The organism is Sphingomonas sp. MMS24-J13 (assembly GCF_044905095.1).
Taxonomy (GTDB): domain Bacteria; phylum Pseudomonadota; class Alphaproteobacteria; order Sphingomonadales; family Sphingomonadaceae; genus Sphingomonas_I.
Genome location: NZ_CP173258.1, coordinates 886052 through 910234 on the forward strand (window position 1 = coordinate 886052; position 24183 = coordinate 910234).

At 65.2% G+C, this 24183-nt stretch carries 18 protein-coding genes and 1 tRNA gene; 10 read left to right on the plus strand and 9 right to left on the minus strand.

The features are described from left to right. Window positions 1–12: 12 nt before the first annotated feature. Window positions 13–3177 (minus strand): efflux RND transporter permease subunit, encoded by a 3165-nt coding sequence (locus tag AB4Z44_RS04240; protein WP_404714351.1) that lies wholly within the window; start codon window positions 3175–3177, stop codon window positions 13–15. Between the two features lie 55 nt (window positions 3178–3232). Further along, entirely contained in the window at window positions 3233–4600 is a 1368-nt protein-coding gene (locus tag AB4Z44_RS04245) for an MdtA/MuxA family multidrug efflux RND transporter periplasmic adaptor subunit (protein ID WP_404712824.1), read from the minus strand. A 194-nt stretch (window positions 4601–4794) separates the two neighbouring features. Between AB4Z44_RS04245 and putA the strand changes: the two genes are divergently transcribed. Next, the gene (gene putA / locus AB4Z44_RS04250) at window positions 4795–7896 is read left to right on the plus strand and encodes a bifunctional proline dehydrogenase/L-glutamate gamma-semialdehyde dehydrogenase PutA (RefSeq protein ID WP_404712825.1); all 3102 of its coding nucleotides are present in this window, start codon (window positions 4795–4797) and stop codon (window positions 7894–7896) included. A 27-nt stretch (window positions 7897–7923) separates the two neighbouring features. On the opposite strand, the gene AB4Z44_RS04255 is transcribed toward putA, so the two are convergent. From AB4Z44_RS04255 to ilvD, 6 genes are all read right to left on the minus strand, one after another. Further along, window positions 7924–9315 (minus strand): APC family permease, encoded by a 1392-nt coding sequence (locus tag AB4Z44_RS04255; protein ID WP_404712826.1) that lies wholly within the window; start codon window positions 9313–9315, stop codon window positions 7924–7926. Window positions 9316–9434: 119 nt separating this feature from the next. After that, complete coding sequence (gene pstB, locus AB4Z44_RS04260) at window positions 9435–10244, minus strand: phosphate ABC transporter ATP-binding protein PstB (protein WP_404714352.1); 810 nt, start codon at window positions 10242–10244, stop codon at window positions 9435–9437. 11 nt (window positions 10245–10255) lie between these two features. Further along, window positions 10256–11095: a phosphate ABC transporter permease PstA gene (gene pstA, locus AB4Z44_RS04265; RefSeq protein ID WP_404712827.1), complete on the minus strand. Its 840-nt coding sequence runs from the start codon at window positions 11093–11095 to the stop codon at window positions 10256–10258. Next, a complete protein-coding gene (gene pstC / locus AB4Z44_RS04270) occupies window positions 11095–12060 on the minus strand; it encodes a phosphate ABC transporter permease subunit PstC (RefSeq protein WP_404712828.1) in 966 nt (321 codons plus the stop codon). Before pstC ends, pstA begins: the two co-directional genes overlap by 1 nt. 150 nt (window positions 12061–12210) lie before the next feature. Then, window positions 12211–13245, minus strand: a complete 1035-nt coding sequence (gene pstS / locus AB4Z44_RS04275; RefSeq protein ID WP_404712829.1) for a phosphate ABC transporter substrate-binding protein PstS — start codon at window positions 13243–13245, stop codon at window positions 12211–12213. Window positions 13246–13469: 224 nt separating this feature from the next. After that, the gene (ilvD, locus tag AB4Z44_RS04280; RefSeq protein WP_404712830.1) at window positions 13470–15311 is read right to left on the minus strand and encodes a dihydroxy-acid dehydratase; all 1842 of its coding nucleotides are present in this window, start codon (window positions 15309–15311) and stop codon (window positions 13470–13472) included. A 147-nt stretch (window positions 15312–15458) separates the two neighbouring features. On the opposite strand from ilvD, the gene AB4Z44_RS04285 reads away from it, so the two are divergent. Further along, a complete protein-coding gene (locus AB4Z44_RS04285; RefSeq protein ID WP_404712831.1) occupies window positions 15459–15851 on the plus strand; it encodes a hypothetical protein in 393 nt (130 codons plus the stop codon). Window positions 15852–15875: 24 nt separating this feature from the next. On the opposite strand, the gene AB4Z44_RS04290 is transcribed toward AB4Z44_RS04285, so the two are convergent. Then, a tRNA-Cys gene (locus tag AB4Z44_RS04290) sits at window positions 15876–15949 on the minus strand. 284 nt (window positions 15950–16233) lie between these two features. Between AB4Z44_RS04290 and AB4Z44_RS04295 the strand changes: the two genes are divergently transcribed. From AB4Z44_RS04295 to AB4Z44_RS04330, 8 genes are all read left to right on the plus strand, one after another. After that, the gene (locus tag AB4Z44_RS04295) at window positions 16234–16860 is read left to right on the plus strand and encodes a protein-L-isoaspartate O-methyltransferase (RefSeq protein ID WP_404712832.1); all 627 of its coding nucleotides are present in this window, start codon (window positions 16234–16236) and stop codon (window positions 16858–16860) included. Next, window positions 16860–18362 carry a TolC family outer membrane protein gene (locus AB4Z44_RS04300; protein WP_404712833.1) on the plus strand — a complete coding sequence of 501 codons (1503 nt, stop codon included), beginning with the start codon at window positions 16860–16862 and terminating at the stop codon, window positions 18360–18362. The genes AB4Z44_RS04295 and AB4Z44_RS04300 overlap by 1 nt, the downstream gene beginning before the upstream one ends. Window positions 18363–18401: 39 nt before the next feature. Further along, a complete protein-coding gene (locus tag AB4Z44_RS04305) occupies window positions 18402–18746 on the plus strand; it encodes a DUF2497 domain-containing protein (RefSeq protein WP_404712834.1) in 345 nt (114 codons plus the stop codon). 209 nt (window positions 18747–18955) lie between these two features. Next, complete coding sequence (locus tag AB4Z44_RS04310) at window positions 18956–21001, plus strand: prolyl oligopeptidase family serine peptidase (protein ID WP_404712835.1); 2046 nt, start codon at window positions 18956–18958, stop codon at window positions 20999–21001. 50 nt (window positions 21002–21051) lie between these two features. Next, window positions 21052–21525, plus strand: a complete 474-nt coding sequence (locus AB4Z44_RS04315; RefSeq protein ID WP_404712836.1) for a hypothetical protein — start codon at window positions 21052–21054, stop codon at window positions 21523–21525. Window positions 21526–21639: 114 nt separating this feature from the next. Continuing rightward, window positions 21640–22038, plus strand: coding sequence for an RcnB family protein (locus AB4Z44_RS04320; protein ID WP_404712837.1), 399 nt, complete (start codon window positions 21640–21642; stop codon window positions 22036–22038). A gap of 71 nt (window positions 22039–22109) precedes the next feature. Further along, window positions 22110–22826 (plus strand): response regulator, encoded by a 717-nt coding sequence (locus tag AB4Z44_RS04325; protein WP_404712838.1) that lies wholly within the window; start codon window positions 22110–22112, stop codon window positions 22824–22826. After that, window positions 22823–24145 carry an ATP-binding protein gene (locus tag AB4Z44_RS04330; RefSeq protein WP_404712839.1) on the plus strand — a complete coding sequence of 441 codons (1323 nt, stop codon included), beginning with the start codon at window positions 22823–22825 and terminating at the stop codon, window positions 24143–24145. Before AB4Z44_RS04325 ends, AB4Z44_RS04330 begins: the two co-directional genes overlap by 4 nt. Window positions 24146–24183 lie beyond the last annotated feature (38 nt).

Sequence of the window (24183 nt, forward strand, 5' to 3'; positions counted from 1 at the left end):
ACCTGGAAGCCCTCACGCCCGGCTCTCCAGCGGCAATTCCGGTTCCGCTTCGCGCCGTGCGCTCCACCGGGTCGACATCCGTTCGAACGCCAGGAAGATCACCGGCGTCGTGAACAGGGTCAGCGCCTGGCTCAGGATCAACCCGCCGGCGATCGCGATGCCCAGCGGACGGCGCAACTCAGCACCCATGCCCGAGCCGAAGATCAGCGGCAGCGCGGCGAACAAGGCCGCGAAGGTCGTCATCATGATCGGGCGGAAGCGCAGATGCGCCGCCTGGCGGATCGCGGTGTCGGCATCCTTGCCTTCGGATCGTTGCGCATCGATCGCGAAGTCGATCATCATGATCGCATTCTTCTTCACGATGCCGATCAGCAGCACGATGCCGATGATCCCGATCACGCCCAGATCGTTGCCGGTCAGCCACAAGGCCAGCAGCGCACCAACGCCGGCCGAGGGCAGGGTCGAGAGGATCGTCACCGGGTGGATGAAGCTCTCATAGAGCACGCCCAGCACGATATAGACAACCACGATCGCCGCGAGGATCAGCCAGATCTCGTTCGAAAGGCTCGCTCGGAACGCATTGGCGGCACCGAGGAAGGTCGTGGTGATCGCGGCCGGCATGCCGATGCGCTTTTCGGCGGCGGTGATGGCATCGACCGCACCCCCGAGACTCTCGCCCGGCGCGAGATCGAACCCGATCGTCGAGGCGGGGAACTGCGCCACGCGCGACACCTGCAGCGGCGCCTGCCCCTCGACGAACCGCGCCACCGTCGAGAGCGGGACGGCGGTGCCGCTCGATGTGGTCACATAGAGGCGCGAGAGCGCGTCGGGTGAGGTCAGCATCCCGGGTTCGCTCTCGAGGATCACGCGATATTGCGTGGTCTGGGTGAAGATGGTCGAGATGATGCGCTGGCCGAACGCATTGTAGAGTGCGCTGTCGACCGAGGCTGCGCTGATGCCGAGCCGCGCTGCGGTATCGCGGTTGAGCTGCACCGTGATCGCATGCCCTTCATTCTGCACGTCCGAGGTGATGTTGCGCACCTTCGAGACATTCTGGAGCGCATCGGTCAGCTTCTGCGTCCATTGCTCGATCAGCGCCTGATCCGAGCCCTGGAGCGCGAAGCGATATTGGGTCGGGCCACCCTCGGCATCGATCGTGAGATCCTGCACCGGGCGGACATAGAGCGTGACCCCGGCGACGTCGTGCGCGCGCTGGCGCAGCCGCTGGATCAGCCGGGTCTGGCTGGTGGTGCGATCCCCCTTGTCCTTGAGGTTGATCAGCATGCGGCCCTGGTTGAGCGACGGATTTTGCCCGTCGACGCCGACATTCGAGCTCAGGCTCGCGACGTCGGGATCGCCCAATATGGCGTCGGCCACCTTGTTCTGCAGATCGGACATGCGTCCGAACGACACGCCCTGGCCGGTGACGATGACGGCCTGGAGCTGGCCGGTATCCTGTTCGGGGAACAGGCCCTTGGGAATGGCGACGAACAGCAGGGCGGTCAGCACCAGGCTGCCGGCAAAGACCAGCAAGGTCGCGGTCTGGCGAAGCAATACCCAATCGAGCGCCCGCGAGTAGGAATGGCTGATCCGGTCGAAGCGCTCCATCGTCCAGTCGACGAAGCGCGGCTTCTTCGTCTCATGCTCGGGCTTGAGCCAGCGCGCCGACAGCATCGGCACCAATGTCAGCGCGACCACGGCCGAAATGAGGATCGTCACCGCCAGGCTGACCGCGAATTCGCGGAACAGGCGGCCGACGACATCCCCCATGAAGAGGAGCGGGATCAGCACCGCGATCAGGCTGACGGTCAGGCTGATGATGGTGAAGCCGATCTCGCGGCTGCCCTGAAGCGCTGCGGCGAGCGGCTTTTTTCCCTCTTCCAGATGGCGCGCGATATTCTCGGTCACCACGATCGCGTCGTCGACGACGAAGCCGCTCGCGATCGTCAGTGCCATCAGCGTCAGGTTGTTGAGGCTGTAGCCCATCATGTACATGACGGCGAAGGTGCCGACGATCGACAGCGGCACCGAGAGGCTGGCGATCAGGGTCGCCTGCGGCGACCCCAGGAACAGGAAGATCGCGAGCGTCACCAGCACGACCGCGAACACCAGTTCGACCTGCACGTCGTGGACCGAGGTGCGAATGCCGGTGGTGCGATCGGTCAGCAAGGTAACGTGGACGTCGGCGGGAAGCGACGCTTCGAGATCGGGCAAGGCCGTCTTGATCGCATCGACCGTACCGATGACGTTGGCGCCCGGCTGACGCTGCACGTCAACGACGATCGCAGGCGTGCGGTTCATCCAAGCGCCGATGCGGGTATTCTCCGAACTGTCGACGACGTTGGCGACATCGCTCAGCCGGATCGGCGAGCCGGCATTATAGGCGATGATCAGGTTCTTATAGTCGTTGGCAGTGGCCAGCTGATCGTTGGCGTCGATCGACCAGCTGCGCGTTGCGCCATCGAAGCTGCCCTTCGCGCCGTTGACGTTGGCGGCCGCGATCGAACTGCGCAGCTGATCCAGCGAAAGGCCGTGCGCGGCGAGTGCTTGCACATTCGCCTGGATCCGTACCGCCGGCCGCTGTCCGCCCGAAAGCGAGACGAGGCCGACGCCCGAAATCTGCGAGATCTTGTTGGCCACGCGTTGCGAGACGAGGTTCTGGACATCCGCCAGGGTGCGGGTGGCCGATGTCACGCCGAGGCTGAGCACCGGCGCGTCGGCGGGATTGACCTTGGCATAGATTGGCGGCGCCGGAAGATCCGACGGCAGCAACGTGTTGGCGGCGTTGATCGCCGCCTGAACTTCCTGCTCGGCGACATCGAGCGTCAGATTGAGCCGGAACTGGAGCGTGATGACCGACGCGCCCGCCGACGAGACCGACGACATGCGCGACAGGCCCGCCATCTGCCCGAACTGGCGTTCGAGCGGAGCCGTCACGGTCAGACCCATCACGTCCGGGCTGGCCCCCGGATAAAGGGTCGAAACCTGGATCGTCGGATAGTCGACCTCGGGCAAGGCCGAAAGCGGCAGGAAGCGATAGCCGACAATGCCGGCCAGGAAGATCGCCAGCATGAGCAGGGTGGTCGCCACCGGCCGCATGATGAACGGCCGCGACGGGTTGGCACCCGCAGGGTCGAAGAGTTCCTCCTCCTCGACCGCATCGACGGGGGGCGACATTTCGTTCACTGGGTCGGCTCCCGTGCCGGGCAGGGCTTAGCGGCGGCGCAATCCATCACTGGCCGCCGCCATTCCCGCCACTGTCGCCACCGCCGCTCTGACGGCGATGATGCCTCTTGCCCTGACCATCGCCGGCTGCGCCCGATGGGCTGTCGGCCCCCGCTGCGGCATTGTCGCCACCGGGCCGGCCGCCACCCGCGCCCGCCCCCTGGCTGCCGCTGCCGCCGAACAGCCAACTGAACCAGCCGCCGCTCTTCCTGCGGCCCTGGAAGCCCGATTTGTCGCCGGGGAGCGTCACCTTCGATCCGTCTTCCAGATTGTCGGCACCCTCGGTGATGACGGTATCCCCGACCTTGATGCCCGACAGGATAGCCGTCTTGTCGCCATTCGCCGGGCCAAGCTTGACGATCTGCAGCTTCACCGTTTTGTCGGACTGGAGCAGGAAGACGAAATCGCCCTGCACGCCGTGGCGCACCGCGGTTACCGGAATGGTCGGCGCGCTCTTGAGCGTATCGACCAGCAGCTTGATATTGACGAACTGGTTCGGAAACAGCTTGCCGTCCGGATTGGGGAAGCGCCCCTTGGCCTTGACCGTGCCGGTGGTGGCGTCGATCTGGTTGTCGAAGGTGAGGAAATTCCCCTGCGCGAGGACGGTCTGCCCGCTCTGGTCGGTGGCGGTCACCGGCAGGTTTCCGGCCACCTTCCGCCGCTCGATGATGTTGGGCAGGTTTGCCTGCGGCACGGCGAAGCTCACGTCGATCGGGCTGGTCTGGGTGATCACTGCCACGCCGTTCGTGTCGCCCGGGGTGACGTAATTGCCGATGTCGACCTGGCGCAGGCCGATACGGCCCGAAACCGGCGCGGTGATCGAGGTATATTGCAGGTTGAGCCTGGCGGTCCCGACGGCAGCACGATCGGCGCCGACCGTGCCCTCGTTCTGCTTCACCGTCGCGGCCTGCGTATCGACCTGCTGGCGCGCGATCGAATCCTGCGCAAGCAGGGTCTGGTAGCGTTTCAGATCGACGCGCGAGAGATTGAGCGTCGCTTCGTCGCGCGCCAGGTTCGCCTCGGCCTGTGAGAGCGCAAGGCGATAGGGACGGGGATCGATCTGGGCTAGAAGCTGGCCCTTCGCAACGACCTGACCTTCGGTGAAGTTGATCGTGAAGATATTGCCCGAAAGCTGCGGACGCACCGTCGCGCTGACGATCGGCTGCACCGTGCCAATCGCGGAGAAGCTGATCGGCGCATCCTCCGCCACCACCTTGGCGATACCGACCGTCGCTGCCGGCCGCCCACGCCCCCCGGCGCCGCCACGGCCTGCGCCGGGCCTGCCGCCACCGCCCGGGCCACCCTGCGCGCCGCCGCCACTGCTGTGCGTGAGGAACCAGGCGGCGAGGCCGATCAGGATCAGGACGCCAATCACGATCAGCGCGTTGCGCCGTGAATGGGGGATCGTTCGACGATCTCGGCCTCTGGTTCGAAATGCTCGTTCATATCTGCCCGTGGTGGGAGGAAAGCCTCTGCGGATTACCGCTTCGGCGATGGCACTTGCCGTGGAATGTCAATGTTGCAATCCCCAGATAGCCTTTAACACATGATGAAGCCTCTGGAGCAGTAATGACCGCAATCGATTGGGACCGGATCGACGACCTCAAATATCGCGACGAGGCCAATTCAGTCCGCGCGTTGCTGGCTCGTCAACCGCTCTCGACGGAGGAACGCCGCAAGGTGGAGCGCGATGCTGCGGCGATGGTCCGCGGCGCACGATCATCGGCGCAAAAGCAGGGCGTGGTCGAGAGCTTTCTCCAGCAATTCTCGCTCGGCACGCGCGAGGGGCTGGCTTTGATGTGCCTTGCCGAGGCGTTGTTGCGGACCCCCGATTCCGAAACGCGCGATCGGCTGATCGCCGAGAAGATCGGATCGGCCGATTGGGCGAGCCATCTTGGCCAGTCGGAGAGCCTGTTCGTCAATGCATCGACCTGGGGGTTGATGCTGACCGGCAAACTGGTTGATGTCGATGATGAAGCAAAGAGTGATCTTGGCGGATTTTTGAAGCGTCTGACCGCGCGGGTGGGCGAGCCGGTGATCCGCCAGGCCGTCGGCGCGGCAGTGCGGATGATGGGCGAGCAGTTCGTGCTCGGCCGCACGATCGAGGCCGCACTGGCCCGGGCGCGCCGCGAAAATTACCTCTGCTCGTTCGATATGCTGGGCGAGGGCGCGCGCACGGCCGCCGATGCCGATCGCTACGAAACCATCTATGCCCACGCGATCGAGGCGGTCGGCTGCGCCCGGATTGCCGGGACCAAGCCCGAGGACGGCCACGGCGTTTCGGTCAAGCTTTCGGCGCTCTCGCCGCGCTATGAAGCGGTGCAGGAAGCGCGGGTGTGGGCGGAGCTCTATCCGCGCATCAAAAGGCTCGCGCTGATCGCGGCGCATCACGATCTCAACTTCGCGATCGATGCCGAGGAGGCGGACCGGCTCGTCCTTTCGCTCAAGCTGGTCGACCGGCTGGTGCGCGAGCCCGAACTGGGGAGCTGGACCGGGCTCGGCGTGGTGGTGCAGGCCTATCAGAAGCGCGGCCTCACGGTCATCGAGCATCTGCGCCGGCTGGCCGAGGCGAGCGGCCGGCGGATCATGGTCCGGCTGGTCAAGGGCGCCTATTGGGATAGCGAGATCAAGAAGGCGCAGGTGGCGGGCCGGCCCGGCTATCCCGTCTTCACGACCAAGCCCGCGACCGATCTGTCCTATCTGGCCTGCGCCGACGCGCTGATCGCGGCCTCACCGAGCCTCTATCCGCAATTCGCGACGCATAATGCGCACACCCTGGCGGCGGTGCGGCTGATGGCGCAGCGCAAGGGCACGCGGATCGAGCATCAGCGGCTGCACGGCATGGGCGAAGCGCTCTACAAGGCCGCCTCGCTCGGGAATACGGTGCTGCGCGCTTATGCGCCGGTCGGCGGGCATGAGGAGTTGCTGCCCTATCTGGTACGCAGGCTGCTGGAGAATGGCGCCAACACCAGCTTCGTCCACGCCTTGCTCAACGAGCGGGTGCCGGCGGAGGACGTGGTCGCCGATCCGATCGCCGCGGTCGAGGCGCGGCCGTTCGCGCATCCACGCATCCCGATACCGGCCGACATTTACGGTCCTTCGCGCCGCAACCCACTGGGGCGCGATTATTCGATCCTGGCGGAGCGTGAACGCGCTGCCCGTGCAGCCACCGGCATCGCCACCGAGACGCTCACGGCGGGACCGATCGTCGGCGGGAAGCTGCTCAAGGGCACGGGGGCCAGGCCGCTTACCAGTCCGGTCGATCGATCGATCCTGATTGGCGGAGTCTCGGAAGCGACTGCCGCCGAAATCGACGAGGCGGTCAGAGGCGCCCGGCGTGCCCAGCCCGAGTGGGACGCGATCGGCGGCCCCGAGCGCGCACGGACATTGCGTGCGATGGGCGATGCGCTCGAAGCCGAGATGGATCGTTTCGTGGCCCTGCTGGCGCGCGAGGGTGGCAAGACGCTCAACGATGGCGTCGCCGAAGTGCGCGAGGCGGTCGATTTCTGCCGCTATTATGCCACGCTGGCCGAGAAGCAGTTTGCGGGTCTCGAGAGCTTGCCCGGCCCGGTCGGCGAGACCAACCAGCTCGAACTGCGCGGCCGCGGGGTGTTCGTCTGCATCTCGCCGTGGAACTTCCCGCTCGCCATCTTCACCGGGCAGATTGCGGCGGCGCTTGCTGCAGGGAATGCCGTGCTCGCCAAGCCGGCCGAGCAAACCCCGTTCGTCGCGGCCGAAGCCGTTCGGCTCTACCACAAAGCGGGACTCGATCCCGATCTGCTGGCATTGCTGCCCGGCGATGGCGCCACGGTCGGTGCGGCCTTGTGCGGTCATCCCGGAATCGATGGCATCGCCTTTACCGGCGGCACCGATACCGCCCGCGCGATCAATCGCCAGATCGCCGATCGCGACGGCCCGATCTTGCCCTTCATCGCCGAGACCGGCGGGCTCAACGGCATGTTCGTCGATACGACCGCGCTCAAGGAACAGGTGGTCGATGACGTGATCCTGTCGGCGGTGGGATCGGCCGGGCAAAGATGTTCAGCGCTGCGGGTGCTGTTCGTGCCCAATGACAGCGCCGATGAATTGATCGCGACATTGTCGGGCGCGCTCGATGCGTTGGTGATCGGCGATCCGGCTGATCCCGCTACCGATATCGGCCCGGTGATCGACGAGGAAGCCCGCGCCAATCTGGAGGCGCATGTCGCGCGGCTGGAGCGCGAGGCGAAGATCGTCCGCCGGCTCGATCCGGGTGTGTGGGGTACGAAGGGCACCTATTTCGGGCCGGTCATCGCCGAGGTGCCGCGCCCCGATTTCCTTGAGCGCGAGGTGTTCGGACCGATCCTCCACATCTATCGCTACGATCCCGAGGCTCTGGCGACGGTCGCCGGCAAGCTCGCAGCGCGGCGCTATGGGCTGACCCTGGGCGTGCACAGTCGGATTGAGCGCTTTACCGAGGAGGTGCGCGAGCTGGTTCCGGCGGGAAATGTCTACGTCAACCGATCGATCATCGGCGCGGTCGTGGGGGTGCAGCCTTTCGGCGGCGAGGGCCTGTCCGGCACCGGTCCGAAGGCGGGCGGGCCGCATTCGCTGCTGCGCTTCGCGACCGAGCGTGCGCTCTCGGTGAACATCACCGCCCAGGGTGGGGATCCGGCGCTGCTGAACCTCTAAGATCCTCCCCAGTGAGATGCACAGGATCTACTCCGGTACCGGATCCCGCACGATCCACGCGCCTCTGCGCTGGGTCAGCACCCAATAATACGCCATTGCCCCTACGATCTGTGCGGCGGTCGCGATCATGCCCGGCCGGCCCTGCAGCGGATCGAGCATGTTCGCATAGACGACGCCCACCAGGGCGAGCAGAACGAATGCCGGCGCGATCGGGAACAACGGCATCTTGTATGGCGCATGGCTCGTCGCCCCATTCCGCCGGCCTGCGATCGCGGCCACAGCGATCGCGGCATAGGTCACGATCAATCCGCCGCCATTGAGGATCAGCAGGAATTCGAGGCTGATGAAGCAACAGGCGATGCCGACCCCGCCGACCACCAGGTTGGCGACCCACGGGCTGCCCCATTTGGGGTGGATCGCGCCGATGAAGATGTCGAACCGATAGCCCCATACCGCATCGCGCCCGGTGCACCAGAAGAAGCGCGCCGACGCGAGCACGGTGACGATCGCCGCGTTGACGATCGAGATCACTACCCCGATCGCCACCGCCTGCGAGAGCAAGGTGCCGCCGCGCAGGGTGACGAAGAGCCCGAACGGATCGCTGTTCGAAAACAGCGCCTTGAGATCGGGCGCGCCGATCAGGACGGCAAGGATCGGCACCAGTTCGAGCGTCAGCGACAGGCCGAAGGAGGTGAGGATGACGCGCGCGATCTTGCGGTGTGCGTCGTGCATCTCCTCGCCGAAATAGACCGCCATGCCATAGCCGTTGAGCGCGAAGATCGCGACCGTGGTGGCGAGTCCGATGGCAGAGAGCGACGTGGGCGCCATCGCTCCCTCGGCGAGCATCGTCGGATGGGTCAGCAATGGCAGTATTGATCGGACCGGCTCGGCCAGTCCCAGCGCAATCACGACCCCCAGCGCGATCACCTCGACGATCATGAACAGGCCGGTGACGAGTGCGTTCACGCGAATGTTGAGCAGGCCGAACAAGGTCGAGCCGCCTACGACGACGATCGCGGTCGGGATCTGGGGAAGACCCGGAATGACCGAACTCAGCACCGCACTGACGCCGAGTCCGATGACCGGCGGGAAAAGGATATTGTTGAAGACGTTGATGCCGAGGATCACGAAGCCCGGTAGCGGCCCGAGCGTGCGCGCCACCATCACATATTCGCCGCCCGCAACGGGAAAGGCGGAGGACAGTTCGGCATAGACATAGGCGGTTGCGACGCAGACCAGCCCGGCGACGATGAAGGCCCAGAGCGTGCCGGTGCCGGCGACCTGAAGCATACCGGGCACGATCACGAACACCGACGAGGCGGGCGTCGTCGCCGACAGGGTCAAAAACAGCAGGCCAAGCACGCCGAGGCAGCGCGGCAGCGGCGCCGGTGCCGGCGGAAGCTCATGCAGTGCGGTCATCCATCCCCCCGTGATGCGTGGCATCCAACGCGGCGTAATGGGATCGTCACATCCTTGGAATCAACAGGGCGGACGCGGTTTTTGCCGCGCCCGCCCCAATTCGATCGAAAAAAGCGAGCTCAGCCGAAACGGCCGGTCACATAATCGCGGGTGCGGCGCGAGCGCGGGTTGGAGAAAAGCGCCTCGGTCGGCCCGAACTCGATCATCCGGCCGAGGAACATAAAGCCGGTATAATCCGAGATACGCGTCGCCTGCTGCAGGTTATGGGTGACGATCACGATCGTCAGATCGCGCTTCAGCTCTGACAAGGTCTGCTCGAGCTTGGCGGTCGAGACCGGATCGAGTGCGCTGGCGGGTTCGTCGAGCAAAAGCACTTCGGGCTCCACCGCGATGCCGCGGGCGACACACAGGCGCTGCTGCTGACCGCCCGACAGGCCGAGGCCTGACGTGTGCAGCTTGTTCTTGACCTCATCCCACAAGGCCGCGCGTGTCAGCGCGCGTTCGACGATCTCGTCCATCTGCGCCTTGGTGCGCTTGTGGTAGAGGCGCACCCCGAAGGCGACATTGTCGTAGATCGACATGGGGAAGGGCGTCGGCTTCTGGAACACCATGCCGACGCGCGCGCGCAGCGCCGCCGGATCGCCGCCCTTGAGCATGTCGACGCCGTCGAGCAGGATCTCGCCTTCGGCGCGCTGGCCCGGATAGAGGCCGTAGATGCGGTTGAGCGCGCGCAGCAGGGTCGATTTGCCGCAGCCCGAGGGCCCGATCAGCGCGGTGATCGCGTTGCGCTCGATCGGAAGATCCACGCCATGCAGCGCCCGGTTCGCGCCATAGAAGAATTCGAGGTTCTTCGATTCCAGCACCAGCGGGCCGGCGGGGGGCGTCATGAACTGTTCTTCGCCGTCCGAACTCGACGGGGGCGACATCACGGCGGTATCGGTCATGGTCGATGCGTCTCCCGGGCGAGGTAGCGCCCGATGATGTTGATGGCGAGGACGGCAAGGGCGATCAGCAGCGCACCCACCCAGGCCAGCCGCTGCCAATCGTCATAGGCAGAAAGCGCGAACTGGAAGATGGTGGTGGGCAGGCTGGCCATCGGCTGCGACGGATTGGCGTTGTAGAATTGGTTGCCTAGGCTGGTGAACAGCAACGGCGCGGTCTCGCCCGAGATGCGGGCGAAGCCCAGCAGGCCGGCGGTGAGCAGGCCGGTGCGCGCCGATTTCCAGATGATCCGGCGGATCACGAAGGCGCGGCTGGCGCCCAGCGCCATACCGGCTTCGCGCAGCGCGCCGGGCTGGAGGCTCAATATATCCTCGGTCGTGCGCACGACGATCGGCGTGGCTAGGAAGGCGAGGGCCACCGCGCCGGCATAGCCGGAGAAGCCATGGAACGGCGCGACCAGCATCTCATAGACGAACAGGCCGATCAGGATCGACGGTGCCGAGATCAGCACGTCGTTCAGGAAGCGGATGACCATGCCATATTTGGTGCCGGCGCCATATTCGGCGAGCCAGGTGCCGGCGAGGATGCCGACCACCAGAGCGATCGCCATGCCGAGCCCGCACATGATGAGCGACCCGACGATGGCATTGCGCAGACCGCCGGGCGAGCCGGGGGCGGGCTGGTCATGCGTGAAGATCATCACGTCGAGTCCGCCGATGCCCTTGCTGAACAAGGTCCACAGGATCAGCACGAGCGCTCCGAGCGCAATCACCGTGGCGATCCCGCACAGGACGACGAAGACGCTGTTGGCGAGGCGGCGGTTGGTAGCGCGGGACATTAGATTTTCTCCTCGCGCAGCAGGATCCGGGCAACCGCCAGCACCGCGAAGGTGATGACGAACAGCAGGAAGCCGAGCGCGACCAGCGCGGCGCTATGCATCTCGCTCGTCGCTTCGGCGAATTCGTTGGCGACGGTCGATGCGATCGTCGATCCGCTGTCGAACAGCGAATGGGGAAAGCCATGCGCGTTGCCGATGATGAAGGTCACCGCCATCGTCTCGCCGAGCGCACGGCCGAGGCCGAGCATCACGACGCCGATCATGCCGCGGCGGACATAGGGGATCACGACCGACTTGATCACCTCGAACGGGGTGCAGCCCAGGCCGTAGGCGGCCTCGCGCACCTGCGGCGGAACGGTCATGAACAATTCGCGGAAGACCGCCGCCATGTAAGGCAGGATCATGATCGCGAGGATCAGCGAGGCGGTGAAGATGTTGGCGCCGTTGGGAGTGCCGGCAAAGAATTTATCGATCCAGCCGCCCGGGGTCGCGTGCATGGCGATGGGAAGCTGGACGTTCTTTGCGAACCAGGGGGCGAGCACGAACAGGCCCCACATGCCATAGACGATCGAGGGAATGCCGGCGAGCAGCTCGACCGCGACCGCAATCGGGCGGGAGAGCTTTACCGGGCAGAATTCCACCAGGAACACCGATACGCCGAGTGCCAGCGGCAAGGCGATGATCAGCGAGAGAAAGGCGGTGATCAGCGTGCCGGCAATCGGCCCGGCCGCGCCATAGACTTCGCTCACCGGGTTCCAGGTGGTCGAGGTCAGGAAGCCGAAGCCGAATTGCTTGAAAGCGGGCAGGCCGCCGATGAACAGGCTGACGACGACGCCGGCCAGCGCTGCCAGCAGCAAGGTTGCCGCCGCCGTGCAGGCGAAGCGGAAGACCACTTCGCCCAGCGCATGCCCGGCCGGAGCGCCGCGCGGCGACGAAATGGCGGAAGAGTAAGTATCAGTGGTCATATATCGTTAACCCACCGCCCCCGCGTGTGCGGGAACCCATGACTCTGGCTTCACGAGTGACACTCCGATTATAGAGACACGGGCCCCTGCAAGCTGGCCGTCAAAACGGCATTCGCCAGCCGTCCTGCAGGGGCAATGTGATCGAAACGCTTACTTGGCTTCGTAGACCGGCTTGCCGCCGGCCGTGACCGAGCGCGCCCACTGCTTCTTGAGCAGGCCCTTCACGTTCGCAGGCAACGGCACGTAATCGAGGCTGGCAGCCTGCGCGTCGCCCTTGCTGTAGGCCCAATCGAAGAACTTCAGGACCTGCGCGCCCGACGCGGCGTTTTCCTGATTGCGGTAGACCAGAATGAAGGTGGCGCCGGTGATCGGCCAGGCGGCCGGGCTCGGCTGATCGAGCAACAGGATGTAGTTGCCGGGCGAACGCAGCCAGTTGGCCGAGCCCGCGGCAGCGGAGAAGGCGGCAGCGTTGGGGGCGACGAACTTGCCGGCCTTGTTCTGCATGTTGGCGTAGGTCGAATTGTTCTGCTTGGCATAAGCATATTCGACATAGCCGATCGCGCCGGCGGTCTGCTTCACGAAGGCGGCGACGCCGTCATTGCCCTTGCCGCCGAGGCCGGTCGGCCACTGGACCGAGTCGCTCGCGCCAACCTGGCTCGCCCAGGCCGGGTTCTTCATCGCCAGATAGGAGGTGAAGAGGAAGCTGGTGCCCGAGCCGTCCGAACGGTGCACGACGGTGATCGGCAGCGCCGGGAGCGGCACGCCCTTGTTGATCGCGGCGATCTCGGGCGCATTCCAGCGCGTGATCTTGCCGAGGAAGATGTCGCCGAGCAGCGCGCCGGTCAGCTGAATCTGGCCGGGGCGGATGCCGGGCAGGTTCATGACGGGCACGACGCCGCCGACGACCGTCGGGAACTGATAAAGGCCGGCAGCCGCGAGTTCATCGGGCTTGAGCGGCTTGTCGGACGCGCCGAAATCGACCGTCTTGGCCTTGATCTGCTTGATGCCGCCGCCCGAGCCGATCGCCTGATAGTTCAGACCGACGCCGGTCTGAGCCTTATAGGTTTCCGCCCACTTGGCGTAGATCGGTGCGGGGAAAGTCGCGCCAGCGCCAGCAATGTCGGCAGCAACGGCAGAGGTGGCGAGGGCAAGGATGCCGACGCCCACGACGAACTTCTTGAACATGGTAGTCCCCTGGAGAGAGTTGCGACGCTGCGGCCGCTACAAGCGCGGTATCGGCAGTCGATGACTCTTCTGTGACAAAGGGCTGTCCGGATCGGGGACGGAACGAGATGATTCTGCGCGTGCGGAGGAAGTTTTGCTATCGCAGCTATAGGCGGGCGCTGGTTAACGGCCCGTCATAAATCGCCCCAATTATCCTCTCCTGCCTTCCGCGGGAGATGGAGTCCTCAGCTCGGCAAAACCCGGATTGCGCCCTTGGCGGCATTGCCCGCCAGCAAGGCATAAGCCTGCAGCGCCTTCGATACCTCGCGCTTGCGACCGAGCGGCTTCCACGCTTTGTCGCCGCGCGCTTCCATCTCCGCGCGCCGCGCCGCCAGCGTCGCATCGTCGACGGCGAGATGGATCGTGCGGTTGGGGATGTCGATCTCGATCGGGTCGCCATGCTCGACCAAAGCGATCAGCCCCCCTTCGGCCGCCTCGGGCGAGGCGTGGCCGATGGAGAGTCCCGATGTGCCGCCCGAGAAGCGGCCATCGGTCAGCAAGGCGCAGGCTTTGCCGAGCCCCTTCGATTTCAGATAGCTGGTCGGGTAGAGCATTTCCTGCATGCCCGGGCCGCCCTTGGGGCCTTCGTAACGGATCACGACGACATGGCCGGCCTCGACCTGGTTGCCGAGGATGCCGGCGACCGCGGCGTCCTGGCTCTCATAGACGATCGCCTTGCCGTGGAATTTGAGGATGGAATCGTCGACGCCGGCGGTCTTCACGATGCAGCCCTCGGGCGCGAGATTGCCGAACAGGACAGCCAACCCGCCATCCTGGCTGAAGGCGTCGGGCTGCGCACGGATCACGCCGCCGGCGCGATCGAGATCGAGTTCCTCCCAGCGCGCCGACTGGCTAAAGGCGACCTGCGTGGGCACGCCGCCCGGCGCGGCGCGGTAGAATTTGCGGACCTCGTCCGAATCGGTCTGCGTCACATCCCAGCGGCCCAGCGCCTCGCGCATCGTACCGCTGTGAACGGTCGGCTGGTCGGCATCGATCAGTCCGGCGCGATCGAGTTCGCCGAGGATCGCCATGATCCCGCCGGCACGGTGGACATCTTCCATATGCACGTCGGACTTGGCCGGAGCGACCTTGCACAGGCAGGGGACGCGGCGGGACAGACGGTCGATATCCGCCATCGTGAAATCGACCTCGCCCTCCTGCGCGGCGGCCAGCAGATGGAGCACCGTGTTGGTCGATCCGCCCATCGCGATATCGAGGCTCATCGCATTTTCGAACGCGGCGAAGGTGGCGATGTTGCGGGGCAGCGCCGTCGCATCGTCCTGCTCGTAATAACGCTTGGCGAGATCGACGATCAGATGCCCGGCCTCGCGGAACAGGCGTTCGCGATCGCTGTGCGTTGCCAGCACCGATCCGTTGCCGGGCAGCGAAAGCCCCAGCGCCTCGGTCAGGCAGTTCATCGAATTGGCGGTGAACATGCCCGAGCAGCTTCCGCAGGTGGGGCAGGCCGAACGCTCGATCGTCTGCACGTCCTCATCGGACATCGTGTCGTCGGCGGCGGCGACCATCGCGTCGATCAGATCGAGCGCGACCTCCTTGCCCTTCAACACGACCTTGCCGGCCTCCATCGGCCCGCCCGAGACGAACACGGCGGGGATATTGAGGCGCATCGCGGCCATCAGCATGCCGGGCGTGATCTTGTCGCAGTTGGAGATGCACACCATCGCGTCGGCACAATGCGCGTTGACCATATATTCGACGCTGTCGGCGATCAGTTCGCGGCTCGGCAGCGAATAGAGCATGCCGCCATGGCCCATGGCGATGCCGTCATCGACCGCGATCGTGTTGAATTCCTTGGCGACGCCGCCCGCCGCCTCGATCTCGCGCGCGACCAACTGGCCCAGATCCTTGAGATGAACATGGCCCGGCACGAACTGGGTGAAGCTGTTGCAGACTGCGATGATCGGCTTGCCGAAATCGGAATCCTTCATGCCGGTCGCGCGCCAGAGGCCGCGGGCTCCGGCCATGTTACGGCCATGGGTGGTGGTGCGTGAGCGATAGACAGGCATGGCGGGCGCTATAGGAGGGCTATCCGGGGCAGGCAACAATTTAAATTATACGAAAATCGCATAATCGGTAATTTTATTTCGCGACGGACGGATGTTGGCACGGACGGCACGCTAGCAAACGACAATGCTCGATGGCATGGTTTGCCGATGCGGTGGGCTGTCATTCTGGTGATGCTGGCGGGACCGGCCGTCGCTGCGGATGTCGCGGGTCCTGCTTTGCCCGCTAAGACAGTGGCTACCCCGGCGCAGGCGGCCATGGCACGCTATCGCAGCAACTATGCGCCCGCCGCACCCCCGAAACCCTGTCAGCGGCCTGAGGAGGGCGAGGTGGTGGTATGCGCGGCCGACGGCCGTGGCGGGTCGGCCGATCGGTTGCCCTTACCGGATGAACTCGGCCGCCGGGATGAGGCACGGCTGGCGAAGGGCGAGCCGCCGCACTTGGGCGTTGGTGGATCGCCAGTGAAAAATCCGCCGGGAACTGGACTGACCCTGACCCTCAAGGGCGGCAAGACGACGATCACCGGCAACAGCGACCGATAGCGCGCTTGTCGCAAATCAGCCGCCTGGAGGCCCGAGCCGGAATCGAACCGGCGTGCAAGGATTTGCAGTCCTCTGCGTAACCACTCCGCCATCGGGCCAGCGGGACGCGGCCCATGCGAATTTTGGCCGGCTTTGTCAAACGATGAGGTCGTCGCAGTCTGTCCGTCTCCGGACAGTTGCCGGCGGAATGTCCGCATGTGAACAGTAAAATGAGATCGATTTGACGCTTACCCTCACGTCGGATGTGGCACGAATGCTGCTGTCTGATATGCGGGGGCAGGCTGCCGCGCGCGATACTTGGCGTTAACCATCACGCGCGATAAGGCCTTGGCAATCTTCGCGGTGTCTTGTATAGATAAGACACCTGATAGGGGCACTCACTTTGACCGAGCACAATTTCGAACAGATGCGCCGCGCGATGGTGTCTAACCAGCTTCGGACCACCGCCGTCAACGATCCGCGCGTGGTCGTCGCGATGGGCAAGGTACCGCGCGAGCGCTTCGTGCCCGAAGCGCAAGCGGATCTGGCCTATCTCGATGCCGCAGTGCCGCTCGGCAATGGCCGGGCGCTGCCGGCGCCGATGGTGCTGGGCCGGCTGTTGACCGAAGCGCGGATCCGTCCCGGTGAGCGCATGCTCATCATCGGCGCGACGACCGGCTATGCGGCAGCGGTCGCAGCCGAACTCGGCGCGCAGGTGACGGCGCTCGACGAGGACGGCGTGCCCGTGCTCCCCGGCGTCACGTCGGTGACAGGTGCGCTCGCGCAGGGCTGGGCCGGCGGCGCACCTTATGACCTGATCCTGTTCGATGGGGCGGTCGAGGAAGTTCCGGTGGCGATCGTCGCTCAACTCGCCGATGGCGGCCGGATCGCGGCCGGGATCATCGAAAATGGTGTCACCCGGCTCGCGATCGGCCGCAAGGCGGGCAGCGGCTTCGGCATGATCAGCTTTGCCGATGCCGAGGTGCCGGTCCTGCCCGGTTTCGCGCGACCGCGGGAATTCACATTCTGATGCGACTTTCGCTGACGATCGGCCTGCTGATGGCGGGCGTTGCGACTGCGCCCGTCCATGCGGAAACGCTGCGCGACGCCTTCATCCAGACCTATACGACCAGTCCGACCTTGACCGCCGCGCGCGCGCGGTTGCGGGGAACGGACGAGGGCGTTCCGCTGGCAAAGGCGAATGGCCGGTTGCAGGCGACCGGCAATGCCGGTCTGACCCAGAACACCGCCAGCACGACGTCGCTCGGCAATGGTGGCCGCTCGCTCACCGCGCAGCTCAGCCTGTCTTATCCTTTGTATCAGGGCGGTCGCGTCAAGAATGCGATCAATGCCGCCGAGGCGCGGGTGATCGGCGGCCGCGCCGATCTGCGCACCACCGAGGGCAACGTCTTTACCGACACCGTCACGGCGTACATGAATGTGATTCGCGACCAATCGATCGTCGCGCTGAACCGCAAGCAGGTCGACGTCCTGACCACCAACCTGAAGGCGAGCCGCGATCGCTTCGCGGTGGGTGACCTCACCCGCACCGATGTTGCCCAGTCGGAAGCGCGGCTCAGCCTGGCGCGCAGCGCGCTCGCCACCGCGCAAGGCAATCTGACCTCGAGCCGCGAGGCGTATCGCAACGTCGTCGGCGCCTGGCCCGAAAATCTCCAGGACCCGCCGCCTCTGCCGAAGCTGCCGGCGACCGCCGACGAAGCCGTCGCGATCGCGCTCGATAATAGTCCTTCGTTGCAGTCGGCAACCGCCACGACGCAGGCTGCGCAATATGACGTGCGAACGGCCCGTGCAGCCCGCCTGCCGACCGTCTCGGCGGTCGGCGGCACCGCTTATAACAATTATCTCGGGACGCGCGCGCTGGCGTTGGGGCTGCCTAAGGACACACCGGGGTTGAGCCAGGATGTGTCGCAGAACAATGTCGGCGTGACGATGACCTTGCCGCTCTATCAGGGTGGGCTTGTCGGTGCGCGTGTTCGTCAGGCGCAGGCGGCCGAAAGTCAGGCGCTGGAGCAGGGCATCAGCACCGAGCGGCAGTTGATCGCCAACACGCGTGCCGCCTTCGCGATCTTTCAGGCCGCGACCGCCGCGATCACCGCCAATCAGGAGGGCGTATCCGCCAACACGCTCGCGCTGGAGGGCGTCCGTGCCGAAAACAGCGCCGGCACGCGCACCGTACTCGACGTGCTCAATGCCGAGCAGGAATTGCTCAATTCGCAGGTCGCGCTCGTCACCGCCGAGCGCGATCAATATGTCGCCGGTTTCAACCTGATCAACGCGATGGGCCATGCCGAGGCTGCCTCGCTCGGTCTCGACGGCGGCTCGCTCTATGATCCGATCGCGAATTATCGCCATGTGCGTAACCGTTTGGGCGACTGGAGCGATGCGCCGACCCCCAAGCCGCAGGCGACCCGTACGGTCGGCCCGACGCCGAACGATGCTGATGTCCAGCCGCTGCCGCCGCAGAAGGATCTGTTGGTGCCGCCGGCACCCGTGACAGTGCCGCGCAACTAGGCGATAACCGGGCGCATGGATCAAGCGCCCGAGCAATCTATGGAGGATATCCTCGCCTCCATCAAACGCGTCATCAGTGCCGATGTCGAGGCAGCGCGCCGATTGCCGCCGTCGCAGCCCGTCGCAGAGGACGAGGACGTGCTGGAGTTGGGCGAGCCGGCCGGGGAAGGCGGTCTCGTTTCGGGGGCGACCGCAGAGGCGAGCAAGGCGGCGCTGGCGGCGCTGGCAAACATCGGCATCGACCCGAGAGCCGATGCCAATACGCTCGATGGCCTGGTGCGCGAGATGCTGAGGCCGATGCTGAAGACATGGCTCGATGCGCATCTCCCGGAGATCGTGGAGCGCATCGTCGCGAGAGAGGTGGCGCGGGTTCTGGGGCGGTAACCCGGCCCGCCCACCCGTCATTCCCGCGAAGGCGGGAATCCACCAGGCCGCAGATCCGAACCATGAAATTCGACGCGGCGCGGTCGAACCAGCTCTCCTACAGCCAGGGACAGAGTTTGCTTCCCTGTGGATTCCCGCCTTCGCGGGAATGACGGGGTGGGGCAGGGGTGTGGCTTTGCGTCCTACCTCCGCGCTGCTAATCCCGCGTCATGAAAAAGCTTATGCTCGCGGCGTTTGCCGCTACCGTCGCCTTTCCCGGGCTCGCGCGGCCGTTCACACCGCAGGATATGGTTTCGCTCAGCCGGGTCAGTGCCCCGCAAGTCTCGCCCGACGGCCGCTGGCTGGTTTGGCAGCAGCGCGAGACCGATCTTGCCGCCAACAAGGGCCGCAACGATCTGTGGCGGCTCGATCTCAAGGCCAAGGCGGCCAGCCCCGAGAAATTCGCCTCTCTGGCAGATGCCGAGGAGACCGATCCCGCATTTGGCGCCGACGGTCAGCTTTACTTCCTTTCCAACCGCAAGGGCGGCAAGAGCGCGGTCTGGCGGGTCGCGATGACGGGCGGAGAGCCGGTGCGCGTGACCGGCGATTACGATCTGTCCGGCTTCAAGCTCTCGCCCAGGGGCGATGCCATTCTCGTCTGGGCGGATCGTCCGGTCGGTGCCAGATCGCTTTCCGACGAGCAGCCGCCCAAGGCGAAGGAGCAGGGCAGCGGTCGCACCTACGACCAACTCTTCGTGCGCCATTGGGACACGTGGGCGGACGGACAAAGATCGCAATTGTTCGTGATTCCCATGGCGAACGGTATCGCTTCGGGCGCCGGTCATGCGATCGAGGGCGGGCTTGTCGGGGATACGCCATCCAAGCCGATGGGTGGCGGCGAGGAGATATCCTGGAGCCGCGACGGCAAGACCGTCTATTTCGCGCTGCGCGAGGCCGGCCGGATCGAGGCGCTGTCGACCAATCTCGATATCTTCGCCGCCCCCGCCGACGGATCGACGCCCCCGATCAACCTGACTGCCGACAACAAGGCGACCGATACCTTGCCGGCCGTTTCACCCGATGGCCGCTGGCTGGCATATGCGGCGATGAAGCGGCCCGGCTACGAGGCCGATCGCCAGGTGCTGATGCTGCGCGAGATCGCGACCGGACAGGTCCGCGCCGTGTCCGAGGCGTGGGATCGTTCGATCGCGTCGATCGATTGGGCGTCCAATTCGGCGAGCCTGATCGTCACCGTCGACGATATACTCGATCACCCGGCCTATCGGGTCGATATCGGCGACGGCAAGGTCCATCGGCTGACGGGGGCGGGGCATGTCGCCAGCGTGGCGCCGCTCGCCAAGGGCGGCATGGTCTACTCGCTCGACACGCTGACCGCGCCGGCCGATCTGTGGCGCTGGGACGAGAACGGGAAGGTCACGCGCCTGACCTCGGTCAACGCCGCCAAGCTCGCCGGGGTCGACCTGCCGACCGTCACGCGCTTCAATTTCAAGGGCGCGAATGGCGATACGGTATGGGGCTTCACGATGCGCCCCGCGACCCTGCCGGCCGGCACCAAGGCGCCGATCGCCTTCCTCGTCCATGGCGGTCCGCAGGGTACGTTCGGCGAGGCGTGGTCGTATCGCTGGAACCCGATGGCATGGGCCGGCCATGGCTTTGCCGTGGTGTCGGTCGATTTTCATGCAAGCCAGGGATATGGCCAAGCCTTTACCGATGCGATCAACAAGGATTGGGGCGGCAAGCCGCTCACCGATCTCAAGCTCGGCCTCAAATATGCGACCGATCACTTTGATTTCCTTGATGCGGACAATGCCTGCGCGCTTGGCGGGTCGTATGGCGGCTACATGATGAACTGGATCGAGGGCAATTGGCCCGATCGGTTCAAGTGCATCGTTCAGCATGACGGCGTGTTCGACGCGCGCGCCATGGCCTACGAAACCGAAGAGCTGTGGTTCGACGAATGGGAGCATGGCGGCAAGGCCTATTTCCAGGATCCGGCTGCGTTCGAGAAATGGAATCCGGTCAACTTCGTCGACAGGTGGAAGACGCCGCAGCTCGTCATCACGAGCGAGAAGGATTTCCGCATTCCCTATACGCAAGGGCTGGCGGCCTTCACCGCGCTCCAGCGGCGTGAGATCCCGTCGCGTCTGTTGATCTTCCCGGACGAGAATCACTGGGTGCTGAAGCCGAAGAATTCGCTGCAATGGTATGGTGAAGTGTTCGGTTGGATGGACAAGTGGATCGGTGCGGCGCACTGATCGTTACGCAGACCGGACGAATGATCCGGCGGCAGCAACAGGAGTGGGCCATGCGCGCGATGCTTTTGACGGTTGGACTATCGATGGCGGCGGCGACGCTGCCGGCACTTCCTGCTCATGCCGCCCCGCCCGGGACCTATCTGCGCACCTGTAACGCTATCCGGGACGAAGGCCCCGGCCGGATGAGCGCGCAATGCCGCGACGTGAACGGCCGTTATCGTTTCTCCGGGCTCGACTATCGCGGCTGCCGGGGCGACATCGGCAACGATAACGGCCGGCTCATTTGTGCCGGCGGCGGTCCCGGCGGTCCCGGCGGTCCCGGCTGGGGTGGTGGCGATGGCGGTTTCCGTATGCCCGGCGGCACGTGGCGCGAAACCTGCCGCGGCCGTGACATGCGCGGACCGATGGTGTTCGCACAATGTCAGGGCATTGGCGGGCGCTGGCGCGATACGCGGATCGACGTGCGCGATTGCCGTTCGGGCCGGCTCGCCAACCTCGACGGGCGCCTCGTCTGCGATCGGTGATCGCTGATACAATTTGCGACAATTTCGGCGGCCGGCCGGGATAGGTGAGCGACAGTCAGGGGCCAAATTCTCCTCAACGCCGATGAGACGGCGTCAGTTTGAAGGAGAAAGTCCGTGAAGAAGTTCATCCTTGCTGCGCTGGCCGCCACCATCGTGACCACCCCTGTTCTCGCTGCGCCGAACTGGAACAACGATGACCGTGGCCACAATGCGCAACGCTACGACCGGCATGACCGCGATGGCCGTCCGGACCGCGCGGGCAACCGGTTCGATCGCGGCGACCGCTTCGATCGTCATGATCGCCACGACCGCGTCGAATACCGCAACTGGAATCGCGGCCAGCGTTTCGATAGCCGCTATGCCTACAATTACCGGGTGATCCAGAGCCCGCGTGTCTATCGCCTGCACGATGCGCCGCGTGGCTATCGCTGGGTCCAGTCGGGTAACGATGCGGTCCTGGTCGGCATCACCAGCGGGATCGTCGCCTCGGTACTGGCGAACGCAATCCGCTAAGTCGAAAGGAGGGCCCCGGGACACATGTCTCGGGGCCTTCGCATTTCCACCGGAGCCGCTAGACCCTCATCATGGCCGCCGAACCCCATATCCTGATCGTCGACGACGAACGCGACATCCGCGATCCGCTCGCCTCCTATCTCGGCAAGAACGGGATGCGGGTGACCAAGGCCGCCGACGCCGCTGCCGCGCGTGAAGTCATCGCGGTCCATGCGATCGATCTGATATTGCTCGATATCATGATGCCCGGCGAGGACGGGCTGGCGTTCGCTGGATTTGTCCGCGCGACCACCAAAATGCCGATCATCCTGCTGACCGCCAAGGTGGAGGAGATGGACCGCATCATCGGGCTCGAGATCGGTGCCGACGATTACGTCACCAAACCCTTCTCACCGCGCGAACTGCTCGCCCGCATCAAGGCGGTGCTCCGTCGCACCTCGGGAACGGCGCCGGTCCATGCCCCCGATGCGGAGGGCTTCGCTTTCGGCCAATGGGTGTTGAACACCGGCAATCGCGAACTGATCGATGTCGACGGCGTGGCCACCCCGCTTTCGACCGGGGAATATAATCTGCTTCACGCTTTGGTGACGCATCCGCGCCGCGTGCTGAGCCGAGACCAGTTGCTCGATCTTGCGCAGGGGCGTGAGCTCGCCGCTTTCGAGCGTAGTATCGATAATCAGATCAGTCGTTTGCGCCGCAAGGTTGAGAGCGATCCTTCGGATCCGCAACTGATCAAGACCGTATGGGGCGGCGGCTATATGCTGAGCTGCGAAGTCCGTTGGCTATGAAGCTGTTTCCCCGCAGCCTCGGCGGCCAGATGGCAGTGCTGCTAGGGCTGGCGTTGCTCGTCGCCCAACTCGCTAATTTCGCGTTGATCCTCAACGAGCGCCAGAAACTGAGCCTAGCCGAAAATCAGGGGCCGGCGATCGTGCGCTTCGCCGGCACAGCCGCAGATCTCGATCAGGCGGCCCCCGAATTCCGGTCGGCGGTGATCGCCGACGCTTCGCATCGGGGCGCGCGCTTTGCCTACCAAAAGGACAGCGGCATTGCGGACGCGGACCGCGATCGCGATCTGGAGGCGCGCTTGCGCTCCGGGCTCGGCGATGTTGGGTTGGTAGCGAAGGACGTTCGAGCGACCGTCGCGAAGCCGCAGGGGCGGGGCGGCCGCCAGCGCGATGTTCAGGTCATTCGCCTGGCATTCGTCGGCAAGACATCCCAATGGCTTACGGCGAGCCTCTATGTGCCCAAACGCGATCCCTGGCTGGCGGTCCGGCTTGGGGCGGCTACTTTGCTGCTCTATTTGCTCGTGCTCGGGGCGACGATCTGGATCGCGATGCGGATCGCCCGCCCGCTGCGCAGCCTCACGCTGGCGGCGAGCGCCTTCGGCGGCCGGACGGTCTCGGTAGCAGTTACGCCGAGCGGACCCGCCGATCTGCGCCAGGCAATCGAGGCGTTCAATGCGATGAATCGGCGGGTCGAGGCCTTGCTTGACGAGAAGGATCGCATGCTCGGCGCGATCGGGCACGATCTGCGCACGCCGCTGGCCTCGCTGCGCATCCGCGTGGAGAGCATGGAGCCCGATGAGGAACGCGAGGCCGCGATCGCGAAGATCGCCGAGATGACGGCGATGCTGGAGGATATCCTGGTCCTCGCCCGCACCGGCCGTGCGCGCGAGGATTTGCGCCCCGTCGATGTCGCGGCTTTGGCCGATAGCGTGGTCGAGGAGTTGCGCGATCTTGGACAGCAAGTGTCGTTTATCGATAGCTCCCGCGCCATCGTCCGCGCCCAGCCCGATCTGCTGCGCCGGGCGCTACGCAACCTGATCGAGAATGCGATCGTCTATGGCGGCGGTGCCGAGGTGTCGGTCGGGCAGGGGGCAGGGGGGACGTATATCCGGGTGGTCGATCACGGCCCGGGCATTCCGCCGGATCAGTTCGATCAGGTACTCCAGCCCTTCTACCGTCTCGAAAAATCGCGCAACCGCGCTACTGGCGGGAGCGGGCTGGGCCTCGCCATTGCCGGTAGCATCGCTGCGAACCATGGCGGCCGGCTGGTATTGAGCACCACCGATCCACATGGGCTGACGGCCGAGCTACTATTGCCTTAAAAGTTCTTCTCCGCTGGAACAAACCGCGTCCATGCCCC